General features: G+C 61.3%; 17 protein-coding genes. 11 read left to right on the plus strand and 6 right to left on the minus strand.

Annotation, left to right across the window (positions count from 1 at the left end):
* Window positions 1-105: 105 nt before the first annotated feature.
* Window positions 106-1,497: a cell wall metabolism sensor histidine kinase WalK gene (locus tag KW568_RS22660; RefSeq protein WP_259536867.1), complete on the minus strand. Its 1,392-nt coding sequence runs from the start codon at window positions 1,495-1,497 to the stop codon at window positions 106-108.
* 3 nt (window positions 1,498-1,500) lie between these two features.
* The gene (locus KW568_RS22665) at window positions 1,501-2,220 is read right to left on the minus strand and encodes a response regulator transcription factor (RefSeq protein ID WP_004575336.1); all 720 of its coding nucleotides are present in this window, start codon (window positions 2,218-2,220) and stop codon (window positions 1,501-1,503) included.
* Window positions 2,221-2,413: 193 nt separating this feature from the next.
* Here KW568_RS22665 and KW568_RS22670 point away from each other — a divergent pair, with 193 nt between their 5' ends.
* The 5 genes from KW568_RS22670 to KW568_RS22690 all read left to right on the plus strand — a co-directional run bounded on the left by KW568_RS22670 (window position 2,414) and on the right by KW568_RS22690 (window position 8,559).
* Window positions 2,414-5,167, plus strand: coding sequence for a response regulator (locus KW568_RS22670; RefSeq protein WP_259536869.1), 2,754 nt, complete (start codon window positions 2,414-2,416; stop codon window positions 5,165-5,167).
* A 76-nt stretch (window positions 5,168-5,243) separates the two neighbouring features.
* Window positions 5,244-6,233: a 2-hydroxyacid dehydrogenase gene (locus KW568_RS22675; protein WP_259536872.1), complete on the plus strand. Its 990-nt coding sequence runs from the start codon at window positions 5,244-5,246 to the stop codon at window positions 6,231-6,233.
* Between the two features lie 31 nt (window positions 6,234-6,264).
* Window positions 6,265-6,702, plus strand: a complete 438-nt coding sequence (locus KW568_RS22680; protein WP_003252407.1) for a hypothetical protein — start codon at window positions 6,265-6,267, stop codon at window positions 6,700-6,702.
* A complete protein-coding gene (locus KW568_RS22685) occupies window positions 6,699-7,103 on the plus strand; it encodes an META domain-containing protein (RefSeq protein ID WP_003252405.1) in 405 nt (134 codons plus the stop codon). The genes KW568_RS22680 and KW568_RS22685 overlap by 4 nt, the downstream gene beginning before the upstream one ends.
* 101 nt (window positions 7,104-7,204) lie before the next feature.
* Window positions 7,205-8,559 (plus strand): IS3 family transposase gene (locus KW568_RS22690; protein WP_085983016.1). Its coding sequence is split into 2 segments (ribosomal slippage): window positions 7,205-7,678 and window positions 7,681-8,559, totalling 1,353 coding nucleotides; the frame shifts between segments, so codons are not numbered across the junction.
* 95 nt (window positions 8,560-8,654) lie between these two features.
* Here the strand turns inward: KW568_RS22690 and KW568_RS22695 are convergent.
* Entirely contained in the window at window positions 8,655-9,119 is a 465-nt protein-coding gene (locus tag KW568_RS22695; RefSeq protein WP_003252403.1) for a peroxiredoxin family protein, read from the minus strand.
* Between the two features lie 85 nt (window positions 9,120-9,204).
* Between KW568_RS22695 and arsC the strand changes: the two genes are divergently transcribed.
* The 4 genes from arsC (at window position 9,205) to KW568_RS22715 (ending at window position 12,031) form a co-directional block, all read left to right on the plus strand.
* Complete coding sequence (arsC, locus tag KW568_RS22700; RefSeq protein ID WP_004575340.1) at window positions 9,205-9,558, plus strand: arsenate reductase (glutaredoxin); 354 nt, start codon at window positions 9,205-9,207, stop codon at window positions 9,556-9,558.
* Window positions 9,555-10,160: an NAD(P)H:quinone oxidoreductase gene (gene wrbA, locus KW568_RS22705; RefSeq protein WP_003252400.1), complete on the plus strand. Its 606-nt coding sequence runs from the start codon at window positions 9,555-9,557 to the stop codon at window positions 10,158-10,160. The genes arsC and wrbA overlap by 4 nt, the downstream gene beginning before the upstream one ends.
* Complete coding sequence (locus tag KW568_RS22710) at window positions 10,153-10,566, plus strand: DUF2069 domain-containing protein (protein ID WP_003252389.1); 414 nt, start codon at window positions 10,153-10,155, stop codon at window positions 10,564-10,566. Before wrbA ends, KW568_RS22710 begins: the two co-directional genes overlap by 8 nt.
* A 110-nt stretch (window positions 10,567-10,676) precedes the next feature.
* Window positions 10,677-12,031, plus strand: a protein-coding gene (locus KW568_RS22715) for an IS3 family transposase (RefSeq protein ID WP_085983016.1) whose coding sequence is annotated in 2 segments (ribosomal slippage) — window positions 10,677-11,150 and window positions 11,153-12,031 — 1,353 coding nt in all. Because the reading frame shifts where the segments join, the coding sequence is not laid out codon by codon here.
* Window positions 12,032-12,103: 72 nt separating this feature from the next.
* On the opposite strand, the gene KW568_RS22720 is transcribed toward KW568_RS22715, so the two are convergent.
* Both KW568_RS22720 and ttcA read right to left on the minus strand, forming a co-directional pair.
* Window positions 12,104-12,775 (minus strand): DNA-3-methyladenine glycosylase I, encoded by a 672-nt coding sequence (locus KW568_RS22720; protein ID WP_173881062.1) that lies wholly within the window; start codon window positions 12,773-12,775, stop codon window positions 12,104-12,106.
* A 4-nt stretch (window positions 12,776-12,779) separates the two neighbouring features.
* A complete protein-coding gene (gene ttcA, locus KW568_RS22725; RefSeq protein ID WP_060538898.1) occupies window positions 12,780-13,604 on the minus strand; it encodes a tRNA 2-thiocytidine(32) synthetase TtcA in 825 nt (274 codons plus the stop codon).
* A gap of 263 nt (window positions 13,605-13,867) precedes the next feature.
* Here ttcA and KW568_RS22730 point away from each other — a divergent pair, with 263 nt between their 5' ends.
* Both KW568_RS22730 and KW568_RS22735 read left to right on the plus strand, forming a co-directional pair.
* On the plus strand, window positions 13,868-14,467 hold the full coding sequence (locus KW568_RS22730) for a Yip1 family protein (RefSeq protein ID WP_003252385.1): 600 nt from the start codon (window positions 13,868-13,870) through the stop codon (window positions 14,465-14,467).
* A 131-nt stretch (window positions 14,468-14,598) separates the two neighbouring features.
* Window positions 14,599-15,093, plus strand: coding sequence for a SprT family zinc-dependent metalloprotease (locus KW568_RS22735; RefSeq protein ID WP_003252383.1), 495 nt, complete (start codon window positions 14,599-14,601; stop codon window positions 15,091-15,093).
* A gap of 186 nt (window positions 15,094-15,279) precedes the next feature.
* Here the strand turns inward: KW568_RS22735 and fpr are convergent, their stop codons facing one another.
* Complete coding sequence (fpr, locus tag KW568_RS22740; RefSeq protein WP_003252381.1) at window positions 15,280-16,059, minus strand: ferredoxin-NADP reductase; 780 nt, start codon at window positions 16,057-16,059, stop codon at window positions 15,280-15,282.
* Between the last annotated feature and the right edge of the window lie 76 nt (window positions 16,060-16,135).

Consider the following 16,135-nt stretch of genomic DNA (forward strand, 5'->3'; position numbering starts at 1 on the left):
CATACCGGCAAACCCTTCGCGGCCATATCACGCAATCTGTAGTGCATATAGCTACAAGCTATAACGGTGTGACATGTGCTGGCCTCTTCGCGGGTAAACCCGTTCCTACGGGGATTCGCTAGCGTGCAGGAGCGGGTTTACCCGCGAAGAGGCCGGCACATGCAACGGCAACCTCATCCACAAGCGCAACCCGCGTTTGCCATTCTGCGCCCACAAGGTGCCGCCCTGGCGCTGGATGGCACTGCGGGCGATGCTCAGCCCCAGGCCGAAGCCACCATCCCCGGGCCGCGAACCGTCCAACCGCGAGAACGGCGCGAAGATCCGCTCCAAGTCCTCTTCAGCGACCCCGCCACCCTCATCCTCAAGCCACAACCACCAATAGCTGCCCTCACGCTGCCCACCCAACCGCACCACACCCTCGGCCGGCGAGTGGCGAATGGCATTGCGCAACATGTTCTCCAGCGCCTGAGCCAGGTGGTTGAGGTTGCCCTGCACCCAGCAGTCGGCCGGTACTTCGCAGCGCAGTTGCGCAGGCGACCAGCCGCTCTCGTAGCTGGCATTTTCGGCCAGCAACTCCCACAAGGCGTGGACCTCGATCGGCTCAAGGTTCATCGGCGCACGCTCGGCGTCCTGCCAGGCCAGTTGCAGGGTGTCTTCGACCAGTTGCTGCATGCAGTCCACTTCACGGATCAGGCGATCACGCAGACGCTGCAGGTCGGTTTCACCATCGCAGGCCACCCGCAACCGGCTCAGCGGCGTGCGCATTTCGTGGGACAGGTCGCGCAGCAACTGCTGCTGCATAGCCACCGTGCCTTGCAGCCGCTCGGCCATCTGGTCAAAGGCACGCGCCAGTTCGCCCAGCTCGTCATGCCGGGCGATGGTGCGCGAGTCCAGCCGGGCCGACAGCTGATCGGCCCGCCAGGCATTGGCCTGCTCGCGAAGTTGATTCAGCGGCACGATCAACATGCGGTACAGGCCTACACACAACAGCAAGGTGAACAGCCCCGGGATGATGCCGTTGGTGAGAATTCGCCACAGCAAGCGGTGCTGCCCCGGATTGAAGCGCTGCGGCAGTTCGATCACCAGCATGCCCTGCTCCGGCGCCCCCGGGAATGGTATGCGCACCCACGGCTGGTCGACACTGCGCCGACTCATCGGCCAATCGACACCGCGCAGGCGTGTCAGACGCTGCATGATCTGTGGGTTGAGGGTGGCGCTGTCGAGCGGGCGCAGGTTGATGTCGAGCACGCCGACCCAGCCCCGTTCGCGCTGATGCATGGCCGCCACCCACTGATCCAGCCCTGCCCGCCCGCCGCTGCGCCAGGCCTGCTCAGCTTCGGCGGCATAACCCCGCAAGGTCTGCCGTGCCGGCTCCGAGAGGAAGGCATTCTGGGTTTCCATGTGCCGGCCCCAGGTATAACTGAGGCCGATCATCAGCAGGCAAAAGCCCACCAGCAAGATGGCCAGCTTCCAGAACAGCGAATGGCGGTCGAGCATGGCTCACTCCGCCTCGCTGGCACTGAGCACGTAACCCTTGCCCCACACGGTGCGGATCTGTCGTTCGTGATAACCGATGCCCTTGAGCTTGCGACGGATCTGGCTGACGTGCATGTCCAGGCTGCGGTCATGCCGTGAATAGCCGCGCTGCAACACATGCTGGTACAGGAACGGCTTGCTGAGGACTTCGTCGAGGTTGCGGTTGAGGATGTCCAGCAGGCGGTATTCGCTGGGGGTCAGGCCCGCCAGGCGGCTATTCAGGCGCACGTCACACAGCCCCTCATCGAACTGCAGCTCGCCGCAGCCGGCTTGCTCCAGCGGGCCCTGATGCCGCCGCTCCAGGGCCACGCGGCGCAGAATCGCCTCGATGCGCACCTGCAACTCGGCCATGCTGAATGGCTTGGGCAGGTAATCGTCGGCGCCGCGCTGAAAGCCGCTGATACGATCCGCCTCGGCCCCCAGCGCCGACATCATGATTACCGGTGTAGCGCTGTGCCTGCGCAACTGCGCCAAGGCGTCCAGCCCATCAAGCCCGGGCAGCAGGATGTCCATGAGCACAACATCGAAAGCCTGGCGGCCAGCCGTTTCCAGACCCTCCAGGCCATTGCGGCACCAGGTGACCTGGCAGCCGCCACGCTGCAGCTCTTCCTGCAGATAGGCGCCAAGCACCGGGTCGTCCTCGATGGCAAGGATGTGGGTGTTGTAAATAGATACAGGATTCATTGGCAACTGCCATGCATTCTCAATTGCGTGATTATTGAGCATTCGCCACCTGCCAGGCAACCGCACTGCGACCAATGCCCCGGCAACGGCGCATAACACGTACTAAAGAGATGCAATGGTGCGGCAGGCGGAGTAACTTCGCGGCTTGGCCGTTACCACTTGACGGCATCCAGGCACATCAGAGGAGGCGAGTGTGCTCGATCGCTTGGGAATCCGCAGCCGGGTACTGCTGCTGGCACTGCTACCGGCCGGCTTGATGGCCCTGGTGCTGGGTAGCTATTTCACCTGGCTGCAACAGAACGACCTGCGCACCCAGCTGCTGCAGCGCGGCAAGATGATCGCCGAACAACTGGCGCCCCTGGCCGCACCGGCCATGGCCCGGCTCGCGCCTGCGCAACTGGAGCGAATTGCCGCACAAACCCTGGAGCAGGCCGATGTGCGCGCAGTGGCGTTTCTGGCCCCGGACCGCACGCGCCTGGCCCACGCCGGCCCGAGCATGCTCAACCTGCCGCCCAGCGGCGGTACCGGCACCCAACTCCTGCAGCGCAGTGGCAACGACGCCACCCGCTACCTGATGCCCGTGTTCGGCCACCACCGCGACCTGGCCACCGACGCCGTGCCGGCCGAAGCCGAGCGCCTGCTGGGCTGGGTAGAGATCGAGCTGTCGCACGACGGCACGCTGCTGCGCGGCTACCGCAACCTGTTCACCAGCCTGTTGCTGATCCTCGCCTGCCTGGCACTCAGCGGCCTGTTGGCGCTGCGCATGAGCCGCACCATCAACGACCCCATCGAACGCATCAAGCACGCGGTCAATCAGCTCAAGGACGGCCACCTCGAAGAACGCCTGCCGACCATGGGCAGCCATGAGCTGGACGAACTGGCCCACGGCATCAACCGCATGGCCGAAACCCTGCAAAACGCCCACGAAGAACTGCAACACAGCATCGACCAGGCCACCGAAGACGTGCGCCAGAACCTGGAAACCATCGAAATCCAGAACATCGAGCTGGACATGGCGCGCAAAGAGGCCCTTGAGGCCAGCCGTATCAAGTCGGAGTTCCTGGCCAACATGAGCCACGAAATCCGCACCCCGCTCAATGGCATCCTCGGCTTTACCCACCTGCTGCAAAAAAGCGAGATGACACCGCGCCAGCTCGACTACCTGAACACCATCGAGAAGTCTGCTGACAACCTGCTGGGAATCATCAACGAGATCCTCGATTTCTCCAAGATCGAAGCCGGCAAGCTGGTGCTCGACAGCATACCGTTCAACCTGCGGGACCTGATCCAGGACACCCTGACCATCCTCGCTCCGGCCGCCCACGCCAAGCAGCTGGAATTGCTGAGCCTGATCTACCGCGACACGCCTGCTTCGCTGGTGGGCGACCCGTTGCGGCTCAAGCAGATCCTCACCAACCTGGTCAGCAACGCCATCAAGTTCACCCGCGAAGGCACCATCGTCGTGCGCGCCATGCTGGAAGACGAGCACGAAGACTGCGCGCAGTTGCGCATCAGCGTACAGGACACCGGCATCGGCCTGTCACCACAGGATGTGCGCACACTGTTCCAGGCCTTCAGCCAGGCTGACAACTCACTGGCTCGCCAGCCCGGTGGCACCGGTCTCGGGCTGGTGATTTCCAAGCGCCTGATCGAACAGATGGGCGGCGAGATCGGTGTCGACAGTACCCCGGGCGAAGGTTCGCAGTTCTGGATCAGCCTCAACCTGCCCAAGGCTCATGACGATGCCGAAGCGCTGCCACCGCAGCCATTGCTGGGCCGCCGTGCCGCCATTGTCGATGGCCACGAACTGGCGCGCCAGGCACTGGAGCACCAGCTGGAAGACTGCGGCCTCAGCGTGAGCCTGTTCGCCTCCTACGACCAGTTGCTGCAGGGGGTGCAGGCCGCCAGCCAGGCCGGCCTGCCCTTCGAGTTCGCGGTGCTCGGGGCCAACCTGGGTAACCTGTCGCCCGAGCAACTGGGCCATTATCATCAGCAGCTCGAGCGTTACCACTGCCAATGCGTGGTGCTGTGCCCGACCACCGAGCAGGCGCTGTACCACCCGTACCTGCCCAACGGCCATGGCCAGTTGCTGTCCAAGCCGACCTGCACCCGCAAGCTGCGTCGCCTCTTGCTGGAGCTGGTACAACCTCGCCGTCCGCTGGCCGAAGGGAGCAACGCCAACGGCCAGCGACGCCCGAAAATACTCTGCGTCGACGACAATGCCGCCAACCTGCTGCTGGTAAAAACCCTGCTCGAAGACTTGGGTGCCGAGGTACTGGCCGTCAACAATGGTTATGCGGCGGTACAGGCCGTGCAGGAGGAGTTGTTCGACCTGGTGCTGATGGATGTGCAGATGCCCGGCATGGACGGCCGCGCCTGTACTGAACAGATCCGCCTGTGGGAAAACACCCAGAGCGGCAACCCGCTGCCAATCGTCGCCCTCACTGCCCATGCCATGGCCAATGAAAAGCGCGCGTTATTGCACAGCGGCATGGACGACTACCTGACCAAACCCATCAGCGAACGGCAACTGGCCCAGGTGGTGATGAAGTGGACCGGCCTGAGCCTGGGCACACCGCAGCAGGCGCAGGCCGAGCTACTGACCAATGGCGACGAACTGAAGGTACTCGACCCCGAAGAGGGCCTGCGCCTGGCCGCTGGCAAGGCAGATCTGGCCGCTGACATGCTGAGCATGCTGCTGGCCTCCCTGGATACGGACCGCGAAGCCATACGCGCCGCCCGCGCAGCCGATGACCGCAATGGCCTGATCGAGCAGGTACACCGTCTGAACGGGGCCTCACGCTATTGCGGCGTGCCGCAGTTAAGGGCAGCGTGCCAACGCAGCGAGACCTTGCTGAAGCAGGACAATCCGCAGGCGCAGCAGGCCCTGGATGAACTGGACAGCGCGATCAGCCGGCTGGCGGCACAGGCCAGATTGAGCGCTTGAGTGGCTCTGGGCCACGCTGGGTATGCCTTGACAGGCAGCGACCCAACCAAGACATGCATTGCAAAGGAGTTCCACCATGCGCGCCCTGTTGTTCAGCAGCCAGCACTACGATCAGGAAAGCTTCACCAAGGCTGTCAGCGGCACCACCCTGGAGCTGCATTTCCAGCCGGCCCGCCTGACCCTCGACACCGCCGCCCTGGCAGAGGGCTTTGAGGTGGTCTGCGTCTTCATCAATGACGAACTCGACGCGCCGGTGCTGCAGCGCCTGGCCGCTGCGGGCACGCGGTTGATCGCCCTGCGCTCGGCCGGCTACAACCACGTCGACCTGGCCGCCGCCCAGCGCTTGGGCCTGGCCGTGGTGCGGGTGCCGGCCTACTCGCCACACGCCGTTGCCGAGCACGCCGTGGCGCTCATCCTGGCACTCAACCGGCGCCTGCATCGGGCCTACAACCGCACCCGCGAAGGTGACTTCACCCTGCACGGGCTGACCGGCTTCGACCTGCACGGCAAAACCGTCGGGGTGGTCGGTACCGGCCAGATCGGGGCCGCCTTCGCTCGCATCATGGCCGGTTTCGGCTGCCAGCTGCTGGCGTACGACCCCTACCCCAACCCGGAGCTGCTGGCCCTTGGCGCCCGCTACATGCCCCTGCCCGAGCTGTTGCGCGAAGCCCGCATCATCAGCCTGCACTGCCCGCTGACCGAGCACACTCGCCACCTGGTCAACGCGCAAAGCCTGGCCCAGTTGCAGCCCGGCGCCATGCTGATCAACACCGGTCGCGGTGCGCTGGTCGACACCCCGGCGCTGATCGACGCACTGAAAAGCGGCCAGCTTGGCTACCTGGGCCTGGACGTCTACGAGGAAGAAGCCCAACTGTTCTTCGAAGACCGCTCCGACCTGCCCTTGCAAGACGATGTGCTGGCTCGGCTGCTGACCTTCCCCAACGTGATCATCACCGCTCACCAGGCTTTCCTCACCCGCGAGGCGCTGGATGCCATTGCCGCGACCACACTGGACAACATCAACCGCTGGGCGGCAGGCAATCCACAGAACCTGGTGATGGGTTAATGCTAGGATACGCGGCATTTCTGGAGGACCCATGGTCGAACACGATTTTCGCTACACCCTTTTCAACCCGCAACACACCCTGATCGAGTGCCGCGCTTTGGTGCCGGGCCGCTACCAGGTCACGGGCAACGGCGGTTCGATGCAAAAAGGCGACAGCCTGCTGGTCACGCTCAAGGGCAGCAAGGATTTGTCCATGCGCCTGACCGTGGAAAGCGTGCGCCACCTGATCAACCCACGCGGCCAGTGGGTTGCCGTGGCGAGTGGCCCGGTATTCAACGAGCTGGAAATCCTCACCTGGCAGGTCGAATGCGATAGCTGCGATGCGGTGCTGAGCTTCGAGTTCGCAGTAGACGCCAAGCTCGGCAAGGCAGCTCGTCAACCGGCTGCCAGCGCCCGTATCGCAGCGCTGGGCTGGGCCAGCCGTGGCGAAAAACACCTGTGCCCGCGTTGCCAGGAGAGCGCCGAGTGAAGAATCTGCTGACCGGCGTGCTGATTGCAACCGGCCTGCTCGGCTGCGCCACGGAACCTTCCCGGCTGCAGCAGGAACGCAGCTACGTGCTGGAGTGGATTGGCGAACGACCACTGATCGACTACAGCCACCTGACCTTGACCCTGGCCAGCGACGGCCGTGCCTATGGCAACGGCGGCTGCAACCACTGGTTTGCGCCTTACACGCTCGATGGCGAGCACCTGAGCTTCGGCAAGGTCGGCAAGACCCGCAAGCTGTGTGCACCCGCGCTGATGGAACAGGAAAAACGCTTCCTGCAGGCGCTGGAAACGGTAGAGCGTTGGGATGTGTCACCGGTGGAGCAGATGCGCTTCTGGCCGGCCGAAGGCAAGCCGCTGCGCTTCTGGCCTGAAGAAGGCTGAGGATTGCCTGGGCCGCTTTGCGGCCCTTCGCGGGCGCGCCCGCTCCCACAGTTTGGACTGCCCCCAAGAAGTTGGACACCAATCCAACCCTTGGGGGATCTATGGGTAAGTACACCGAGCAATTCAAGCTCACAGCGATCACAGCCTACCTGGATGGCAGCAACGGTTTCCGAAAGGTGGCTCAACACTTAGGTATCGATTTCAGCCTGCTTCGACGCTGGGTGGCCAGTTATCAGGCCAATAATGGCATTGGTCCAGGCTCGCATGGGCGGCGCTATACCAGTGATTTCAAACAGCAGGTGCTTAGCTATATGCACGAGCATCGGCTTTCGCTGCGCCAGACCGCTGCCCACTTTGGTCTTGGGCAGTCTTCTCAGATAGGCATTTGGCAGCGGCAGTACTACAGTGGCAGTCCTGCACCCTCTACTGCCATCAAGCCAAGAAAGCCAATCGACGTGTCGAAGAAGATCAAGCCTGCCAAACCCACCGATACCAATGATGATCAGAAGTCTCGAGATCAGCTGATGGCTGAACTTGAGTACCTGCGCATGGAGAATGCTGTCCTAAAGGAGCTCAAGGCTCTGCGCGAGGAAAAGGAACGAACACGCGGGAAAAAGTCCTGATCGTTTCCAAACTCAAGCGCAGGTTTCCTTTGCCTGACCTCCTTCAACTGGTCGAGCTGGCGCGCAGCACCTTCTACTACCAGCTCAAAGCTCAGCAGAAGCCAGATCGGCATGCTGAGCTCAAGGCATTGGTGCATCGCGTCTACCACGAGCAGAAAGGGCTTTATGGTTATCGCCGTATCGCACTCGTAATCAGGAAGGAAAAGCGGGTGAACAAGAAGGTCATTGAACGGCTGATGGCTGAGCAGGGATTGAAATCAGTAGTGCGCCCCAAGAAATATCGCTCCTATCGAGGTACCGTCGGTAAAGTGGCAGCGAATGTACTGGAGCGAAATTTTATCGCTCAACGCCCAAACCAAAAGTGGGTGACTGACGTAACCGAGTTCAAAGTAGCTCAACAGAAGCTCTATCTGTCGCCCGTGATGGATTTGTACAACGGCGAAATCGTGGCCTACGAAATGGCCAGCCGCCCGTGCTATAGCCTGGTTGGGAACATGCTTGGCAAAGCGCTCGATTGCCTGGGAGAGAAACCGAAGCTCGTGCTGCATTCGGATCAGGGATGGCATTACCAGCAGGCGCAATACCGCCGTAAGCTAAGCGAATGTGGGGTAAAGCAGAGCATGTCTCGAAAAGGCAATTGCCTGGACAACGCGGCCATGGAAAGCTTCTTCGGCACGCTCAAGTCTGAGTTTTTCTACCTGAAGCGTTTCGAGAGCATTGATGAGCTGAGAGCGGGTCTGGATGAGTACATTCACTACTACAACCATGATCGCATCAAGCTGAGGCTCAATGGCCTGAGCCCTGTGGAGTACAGGGCTCAGGCTGCAGCTTAAAACTGTCCAACTTTTGGGGGGCAGTCCAGTTTGTCGCGTCCCCCCTGTGGGAGCGGGCCTGCCCGCGAAGGGCCGCGAAAGCGGCCCCGAATGCATCAGGCGCCTTTCAGGGCCTTGATCTTGGCCTGCAACCCTTCAAGGGTCTGCTCGCCCATCAACTGCTCACGCACCTTGCCCTTGTCGTCGATGATGTAGGTCACCGGCAAGGCCTCGCTACGCGGCAGGTCATAGCGCTCGGCCGGGTCCTGGGCGAGCACGGTGAAACCGATACCCAGGGTTTCGGCAGCCTGCTTCAGGTCCTGCCCCTGCAAACCGTCGAAGTTCACCCCCACCACCTTGATGCCCTCAGCCGCCCATTGCTTGGCCGCCGCATTCAGTTCCGGGATTTCGGTACGGCACGGTCCGCACCATTCAGCCCAGTAGTTGAGCACCAGCCAGTGCCCTTCGATCTGTTCGGCCTTAACCGTATTACCGTGTTGGTCCACGCCGTAATCGGCACCGCAACCACCGAGCAACAGGCTCGCGGTGATGGCCAGTACTGCTGCCAGACGCCTTGCCATGGGTCAATCCTTCTCGAGTTTTAAAGCAAATTGGTCAGTCGCTGCGGTTAGAATAGCCGCCACACCCAGCTGGATGCGACCCGACATGACTGATCTCACGCTCTATCATAACCCGCGCTGCTCGAAATCCCGCGGCGCCCTGGAACTGCTCGAAGCCCGCGGCTTGGCCCCGACCATCGTGCGCTACCTGGAAACCCCGCCCGACGCGGTCACCCTCAAGGCCCTGCTCGGCAAGCTGGGCATCGCCCCGCGTCAATTGCTGCGCAGCGGCGAGGACGAATACAAAACGCTGAACCTGGCCGACCCGGCACTGACCGACGCGCAACTGATCGAGGCCATGGCCCAGCACCCCAAACTGATCGAGCGGCCGATCCTCGTTGCCGGTGACAAGGCCGTGGTCGGTCGCCCGCCGGAAAAGGTGCTGGAGATCCTGCCGTGAGCGCGCCCTACATCCTGGTGCTGTATTACAGCCGCCATGGCGCGACCAGCGAAATGGCCCGGCACATCGCCCGCGGTATCGAGCTGGCCGGCATGGAGGCACGCCTGCGTACGGTGCCAGCGATTTCCACCGAATGCGAAGCGGTGGCCCCGGATATTCCGGCCAGTGGCGCGCTGTACGCCACCCTTGACGACCTGCGCCACTGCGCTGGCCTGGTACTGGGCAGCCCGACCCGGTTCGGCAACATGGCAGCGCCACTCAAGTACTTCCTCGATGGCACCAGCAGCCTTTGGCTAGGCGGTGAGCTGGTCGGCAAACCGGCTGGCGTGTTCACCTCCACCGCCAGCCTGCACGGCGGCCAGGAAACCACCCTGCTGTCGATGATGCTGCCGCTGATGCACCACGGCATGCTGGTGATGGGCCTGCCCTACAGCGAGTCGGCACTGCTCGAGACCCGTGGCGGCGGCACGCCTTATGGCGCCAGCCACCACGCAGGCGCCGATGGCAAGCGCGAACTCGACCCACACGAAATCGCCCTGTGCCGTGCCCTGGGCCAACGCCTGGCGACCACGGCCAAGGCCCTGGAGGCGGCGCGTGGCTAGAAAGCCCAAGGCATTGCCGCCGGTCCAATGGCTGGTACCCCGCCTGCGCCTGACGCGGGCATTGAGCCTGGCATGCTTCTTCGGCCTGATCGCCCTGCTGGTGGTGAACAACCTGTGGTTCGCCAACCTGCATGGGGCCCGGGTCGAGGTGATCCTGGCGATCGAACTGGTGCCGTTGCTGTTGCTGTTGCCCGGCATGCTGAAAGGCAGCGCCCGGGCGCATGCCTGGACCTGCTTCGTGGTGAATATCTATTTCATCAAGGGCGTGCTGGCAGCGTTCGACCCGTCGCGGGCGGTATTCGGCTGGCTTGAAGTGCTGGTGAGCCTGGGGCTGTTTATTGCCGGGCTACTGTACGTGCGCTGGAAGTTCCAGCATGAACGGCGCATGGCAGGCGAAGGCAGTTAGATTTTTCGCGGGCACGCCCGCTCCCACAGGTACTGCACAGGCCTTAAGTGCGGTGCGATTCCTGGACTGCCCCCAAGAAGTTGGACACCAATCCAACCCTTGGGGGATCTATGGGTAAGTACACCGAGCAATTCAAGCTCACAGCGATCACAGCCTACCTGGATGGCAGCAACGGTTTCCGAAAGGTGGCTCAACACTTAGGTATCGATTTCAGCCTGCTTCGACGCTGGGTGGCCAGTTATCAGGCCAATAATGGCATTGGTCCAGGCTCGCATGGGCGGCGCTATACCAGTGATTTCAAACAGCAGGTGCTTAGCTATATGCACGAGCATCGGCTTTCGCTGCGCCAGACCGCTGCCCACTTTGGTCTTGGGCAGTCTTCTCAGATAGGCATTTGGCAGCGGCAGTACTACAGTGGCAGTCCTGCACCCTCTACTGCCATCAAGCCAAGAAAGCCAATCGACGTGTCGAAGAAGATCAAGCCTGCCAAACCCACCGATACCAATGATGATCAGAAGTCTCGAGATCAGCTGATGGCTGAACTTGAGTACCTGCGCATGGAGAATGCTGTCCTAAAGGAGCTCAAGGCTCTGCGCGAGGAAAAGGAACGAACACGCGGGAAAAAGTCCTGATCGTTTCCAAACTCAAGCGCAGGTTTCCTTTGCCTGACCTCCTTCAACTGGTCGAGCTGGCGCGCAGCACCTTCTACTACCAGCTCAAAGCTCAGCAGAAGCCAGATCGGCATGCTGAGCTCAAGGCATTGGTGCATCGCGTCTACCACGAGCAGAAAGGGCTTTATGGTTATCGCCGTATCGCACTCGTAATCAGGAAGGAAAAGCGGGTGAACAAGAAGGTCATTGAACGGCTGATGGCTGAGCAGGGATTGAAATCAGTAGTGCGCCCCAAGAAATATCGCTCCTATCGAGGTACCGTCGGTAAAGTGGCAGCGAATGTACTGGAGCGAAATTTTATCGCTCAACGCCCAAACCAAAAGTGGGTGACTGACGTAACCGAGTTCAAAGTAGCTCAACAGAAGCTCTATCTGTCGCCCGTGATGGATTTGTACAACGGCGAAATCGTGGCCTACGAAATGGCCAGCCGCCCGTGCTATAGCCTGGTTGGGAACATGCTTGGCAAAGCGCTCGATTGCCTGGGAGAGAAACCGAAGCTCGTGCTGCATTCGGATCAGGGATGGCATTACCAGCAGGCGCAATACCGCCGTAAGCTAAGCGAATGTGGGGTAAAGCAGAGCATGTCTCGAAAAGGCAATTGCCTGGACAACGCGGCCATGGAAAGCTTCTTCGGCACGCTCAAGTCTGAGTTTTTCTACCTGAAGCGTTTCGAGAGCATTGATGAGCTGAGAGCGGGTCTGGATGAGTACATTCACTACTACAACCATGATCGCATCAAGCTGAGGCTCAATGGCCTGAGCCCTGTGGAGTACAGGGCTCAGGCTGCAGCTTAAAACTGTCCAACTTTTGGGGGGCAGTCCATCCTGTGGGAGCGGGCGTGCCCGCGAATGGGAGCAACACAAGACTCAATGGTTGACGGTATGCGCCAGCATCACCGACAACTGGCACAGCGGCCGCCCGCTCTCTACATGCCACTGGTTGAACGCCTGCTGCACCAGAGCTAGGTCGCGCTGGCTGGTCGGCTGCTTGTCGATCACCTTCTGCGCAATCAACGCCGCTGCCATGTCATCGGTCGGGATGAACGTGTCCTTGCCGACCATGCGCAAGAACCGTGGTGCCGACAACCCGCCCAACTGGTTGCCGTGCTTGGCCAGGTACTTCCACAAGCCGACAATGTCGGTCACTGGCCAGTCGGCGATGAACGCACCAAAACTGCCATGCGCCTTGGCGATGTCCAGCACCATTTGCGCATTGCGCGGCACGCTCTTGAGCTTGCCCAGGTGGCGGATAATGCGCTCATCCTGCATCAACCGCTCCAGATGCTCGGCGCCCATCAGCACCACTTTCTCCGGGTCGAAGCCGAAGAACACCTGCTCGAACGCCGGCCACTTGGCATCCACCAGGCTGTGCTTGAGCCCCGCGCGGAACACGCGCAGGGCCAGTGTCGACAGGTAGCGGTCGTCACTGATGTTGCGCAGTTGCTCCGGCGTGCGCGGCTGCGGCAGGAAAGCCTCCAGCGCCTGGGCCGAACCAAAGCGGTTCAGACAATACTCATGCAACCACGGGTAATCACGCATGGGCTCAGATGTTCAGCACGTCGAGGAAGCGCGGGGTAGCGTTTTCGTCGATCTTCAGGCTGGTGAAGTCAAACAGGTTCCGGTCGGACAGCTGCGACGGTGCCACGTTCTGCAGGGCACGGAAGATGCTCTCGGTACGGCCCGGGTGCTTGCGTTCCCACTCCACCAGCATGTCCTTGACCACCTGGCGCTGCAGGTTTTCCTGCGAGCCGCACAGGTTGCACGGGATGATCGGGAATGCCTTCATGTCCGAGTAGGCCTGGATGTCCTTCTCGCTGCAGTAGGCCAGCGGGCGGATCACCACGTTGCGGCCATCGTCGGCGCGCAGCTTTGGCGGCATGCCCTTGAGCGCGCCGTTGAAGAACATGTTGAGGAAGAAGGTTTCGACGATGTCGTCGCGGTGGTGCCCCAGCGCCATCTTGGTAGCGCCGATTTCGTCGGCAAAGGTGTACAGGGTACCGCGGCGCAGACGCGAACACAGCGAGCAGGTGGTCTTGCCTTCGGGTACCAGTTCCTTTACCACCGAGTAGGTATCCTTCTCGACGATGTGGTACTCGACCCCCAGTTCCTTGAGGTAAGCCGGCAATACGTGCTCAGGGAAGCCCGGCTGTTTCTGGTCCATGTTCACCGCAACGATCTCGAACGTGATCGGTGCCACCTTCTGCAGGTGCAACAGAACGTCGAGCATGGTGTAGCTGTCCTTGCCGCCGGACAGGCAGACCATGACCTTGTCGCCATCCTCGATCATGTTGTAGTCGGTGATGGCTTCGCCAGCGAGACGACGCAGGCGTTTTTGCAGTTTGTTCTGGTTGACCGAGAGGGTGCCCATAGCGCTTGGATCCGCGAGGTGTGACAAAAGCCGGCTATTTTACGCACAAACGCGACGCCGCTGTAGGCATTCCGATAAAGACTTCAATGTAATCAACAGCACGGCTTACAGCGCAATTTGCTCTAAAAAGCGCGGTTTATGTGGGTAACGGCTTCCTATACTGCGACATAAGGCCACATTACCGCTTGCATCGGTGTTAGGGCCTCGGGCCGCTTGCGCTCCATATTGGGGGGCGTTTGGCAACATTGAGAGGAGTGATCGGCATGATTCATCACGTTGTGGGGCTGTTTACCCATCCCGATCAGGAATGGCGGGAGATTCGTGGCGAAGAAGAAACCATCAGCCACATGTACCTGACACACACCCTGATCCTCGCGGCGATTCCTGCCGTTTCGGCGTTTATTGGCACTACCCAGGTGGGCTGGGTGATCGGTGACCGGCCAGCAGTGATGCTGACCATGGAAAGCGCAATCTGGATGAGCATCATGTCCTACCTGGCCATGCTCGCCGGGGTGGCGGTAATGGGCGCATTCATCCACTGGATGGCCCGGACCTACGATGCCAACCCGTCCATGGCGCAATGCATCGCTTTTGCCACCTACACCGCCACCCCCTTGTTCATCGGCGGCCTGGCGGCGCTTTACCCGCACCTGTGGCTGGGCATGCTGATCGGCACTGCCGCCATCTGCTACACGGTGTACCTGCTGTATGTCGGCTTGCCGACGTTCATGAACATACCGTCGGATGAAGGCTTCCTGTTCTCCAGCTCGGTGCTGGCAGTGGGCTTGGTGGTACTGGTGGCAATCATGGCCGCTACCGTGATTATCTGGGGACTGGGCGTGGGGCCCGTCTACACCAACTAGAACAGACCGAACCAACACTGGGGCATCAACCAGGGGCCGCCGCAAGGCGGCCTCTGGCTGTGCACTGACCGGTGACTCGGCAAGCCATCTGCGCTTGCGGCATAATGCCTGGTCAGGAGAACCGCCCCGCCATGCCCGAGCAGCTCAAACAACGCGTCGAAACCTGTTACCAGCAAGCCGAAGCCTTTTTCAAACGCCGCTTCCCGCGCCCCGAAGTCAGCTTCAAACTGCGCGGGCAAAAAGCCGGCGTCGCCCACCTGCACGAGAATCTGCTGCGCTTCAACCTGCAGCTCTACCGCGAAAACCAGGAAGACTTCCTGCGCCAGACCGTGGCCCATGAAGTGGCACACCTGGTTGCCCACCAGCTGTTTGGCGACCGCATCCAGGCCCATGGTGAAGAGTGGCAGTTGATCATGCGCGGGGTGTATGAACTGCCGCCCAATCGTTGCCACAACTATGACGTGCAACGGCGCGCAGTGACCCGCTACATCTACCGCTGCCCGTGCCCGCAAAGCGACTTCCCGTTTACCGCGCAGCGGCACAAGCTGGTGCACCAAGGGCGGCGATACCTGTGCAAGCGGTGCCGGGAAATCTTGGTGTACAGCGGCGAGACGCGGGTCGAATAGATCGGGGGTCGCTTGCACCGGCCCTTTCGCGGGCAAGCCCGCTCCTACGGGGTTTGTGCAATTCCCGGGACGTGCGCTGCACCCGTAGGAGCGGGTTTACCCGCGAAAGGGCCGGAACAGGCAATGCACACATCCCAGGCATAAGAAAGGCGACCCGAGAGTCGCCTTCCTGTACCCGCCTGCGTCTTACTTCTCGACGAAGGCACGCTCGATCAGGTAGTCACCCGGCTCGCGCATGCGCGGGGAGATCTTCAGGCCGAAGCTGTCCAGCACTTCGCTGGTCTCGTCGAGCATGCTCGGGCTGCCACAGATCATCGCGCGGTCGTCTTGCGGGTTGATCGGCGGCAGGCCGATGTCACTGAACAGCTTGCCGCTGCGCATCAGGTCGGTCAGACGGCCCTGGTTTTCGAACGGCTCGCGGGTCACGGTCGGGTAGTAGATCAGCTTGTCGCGAACCGACTCACCGAAGAACTCGTTCTGCGGCAGGTGCTCGGTGATGAACTCGCGGTAGGCCACTTCGTTCACGTAGCGCACGCCGTGCACCAGGATCACTTTTTCAAAGCGCTCGTAGGTTTCCGGGTCCTGGATGACGCTCATGAACGGCGCCAGGCCAGTGCCGGTGCTCAGCAGGTACAGGTGCTTGCCAGGATTCAGGTCGTCGAGCACCAGGGTGCCGGTAGGCTTCTTGCTGATGATGATCTCATCGCCTTCCTTCAGGTGCTGCAGCTGCGAGGTCAGCGGGCCATCCGGCACCTTGATGCTGAAGAATTCGAGGTGCTCTTCCCAGTTTGGCGAAGCGATGGAGTAGGCACGCATGAGCGGACGGCCGTTGTCCTGCTGCAGGCCGATCATCACGAACTGACCGTTCTCGAAGCGCAGGCCCGGGTCGCGGGTGCACTTGAAGCTGAACAGGGTGTCGTTCCAGTGGTGCACACTGAGGACACGTTCGTGGTTCATGTTGCTCATCGATGGGGCTCCTGAAGAAAAACGCGCGCGCAAAGCGCACAGTTGCGCAATAGTTTAGGGGCAGCGACAATATCTG

The organism is Pseudomonas sp. HD6515 (genome assembly GCF_024971855.1).
Taxonomy (GTDB): Bacteria; Pseudomonadota; Gammaproteobacteria; order Pseudomonadales; family Pseudomonadaceae; genus Aquipseudomonas; species Aquipseudomonas alloputida.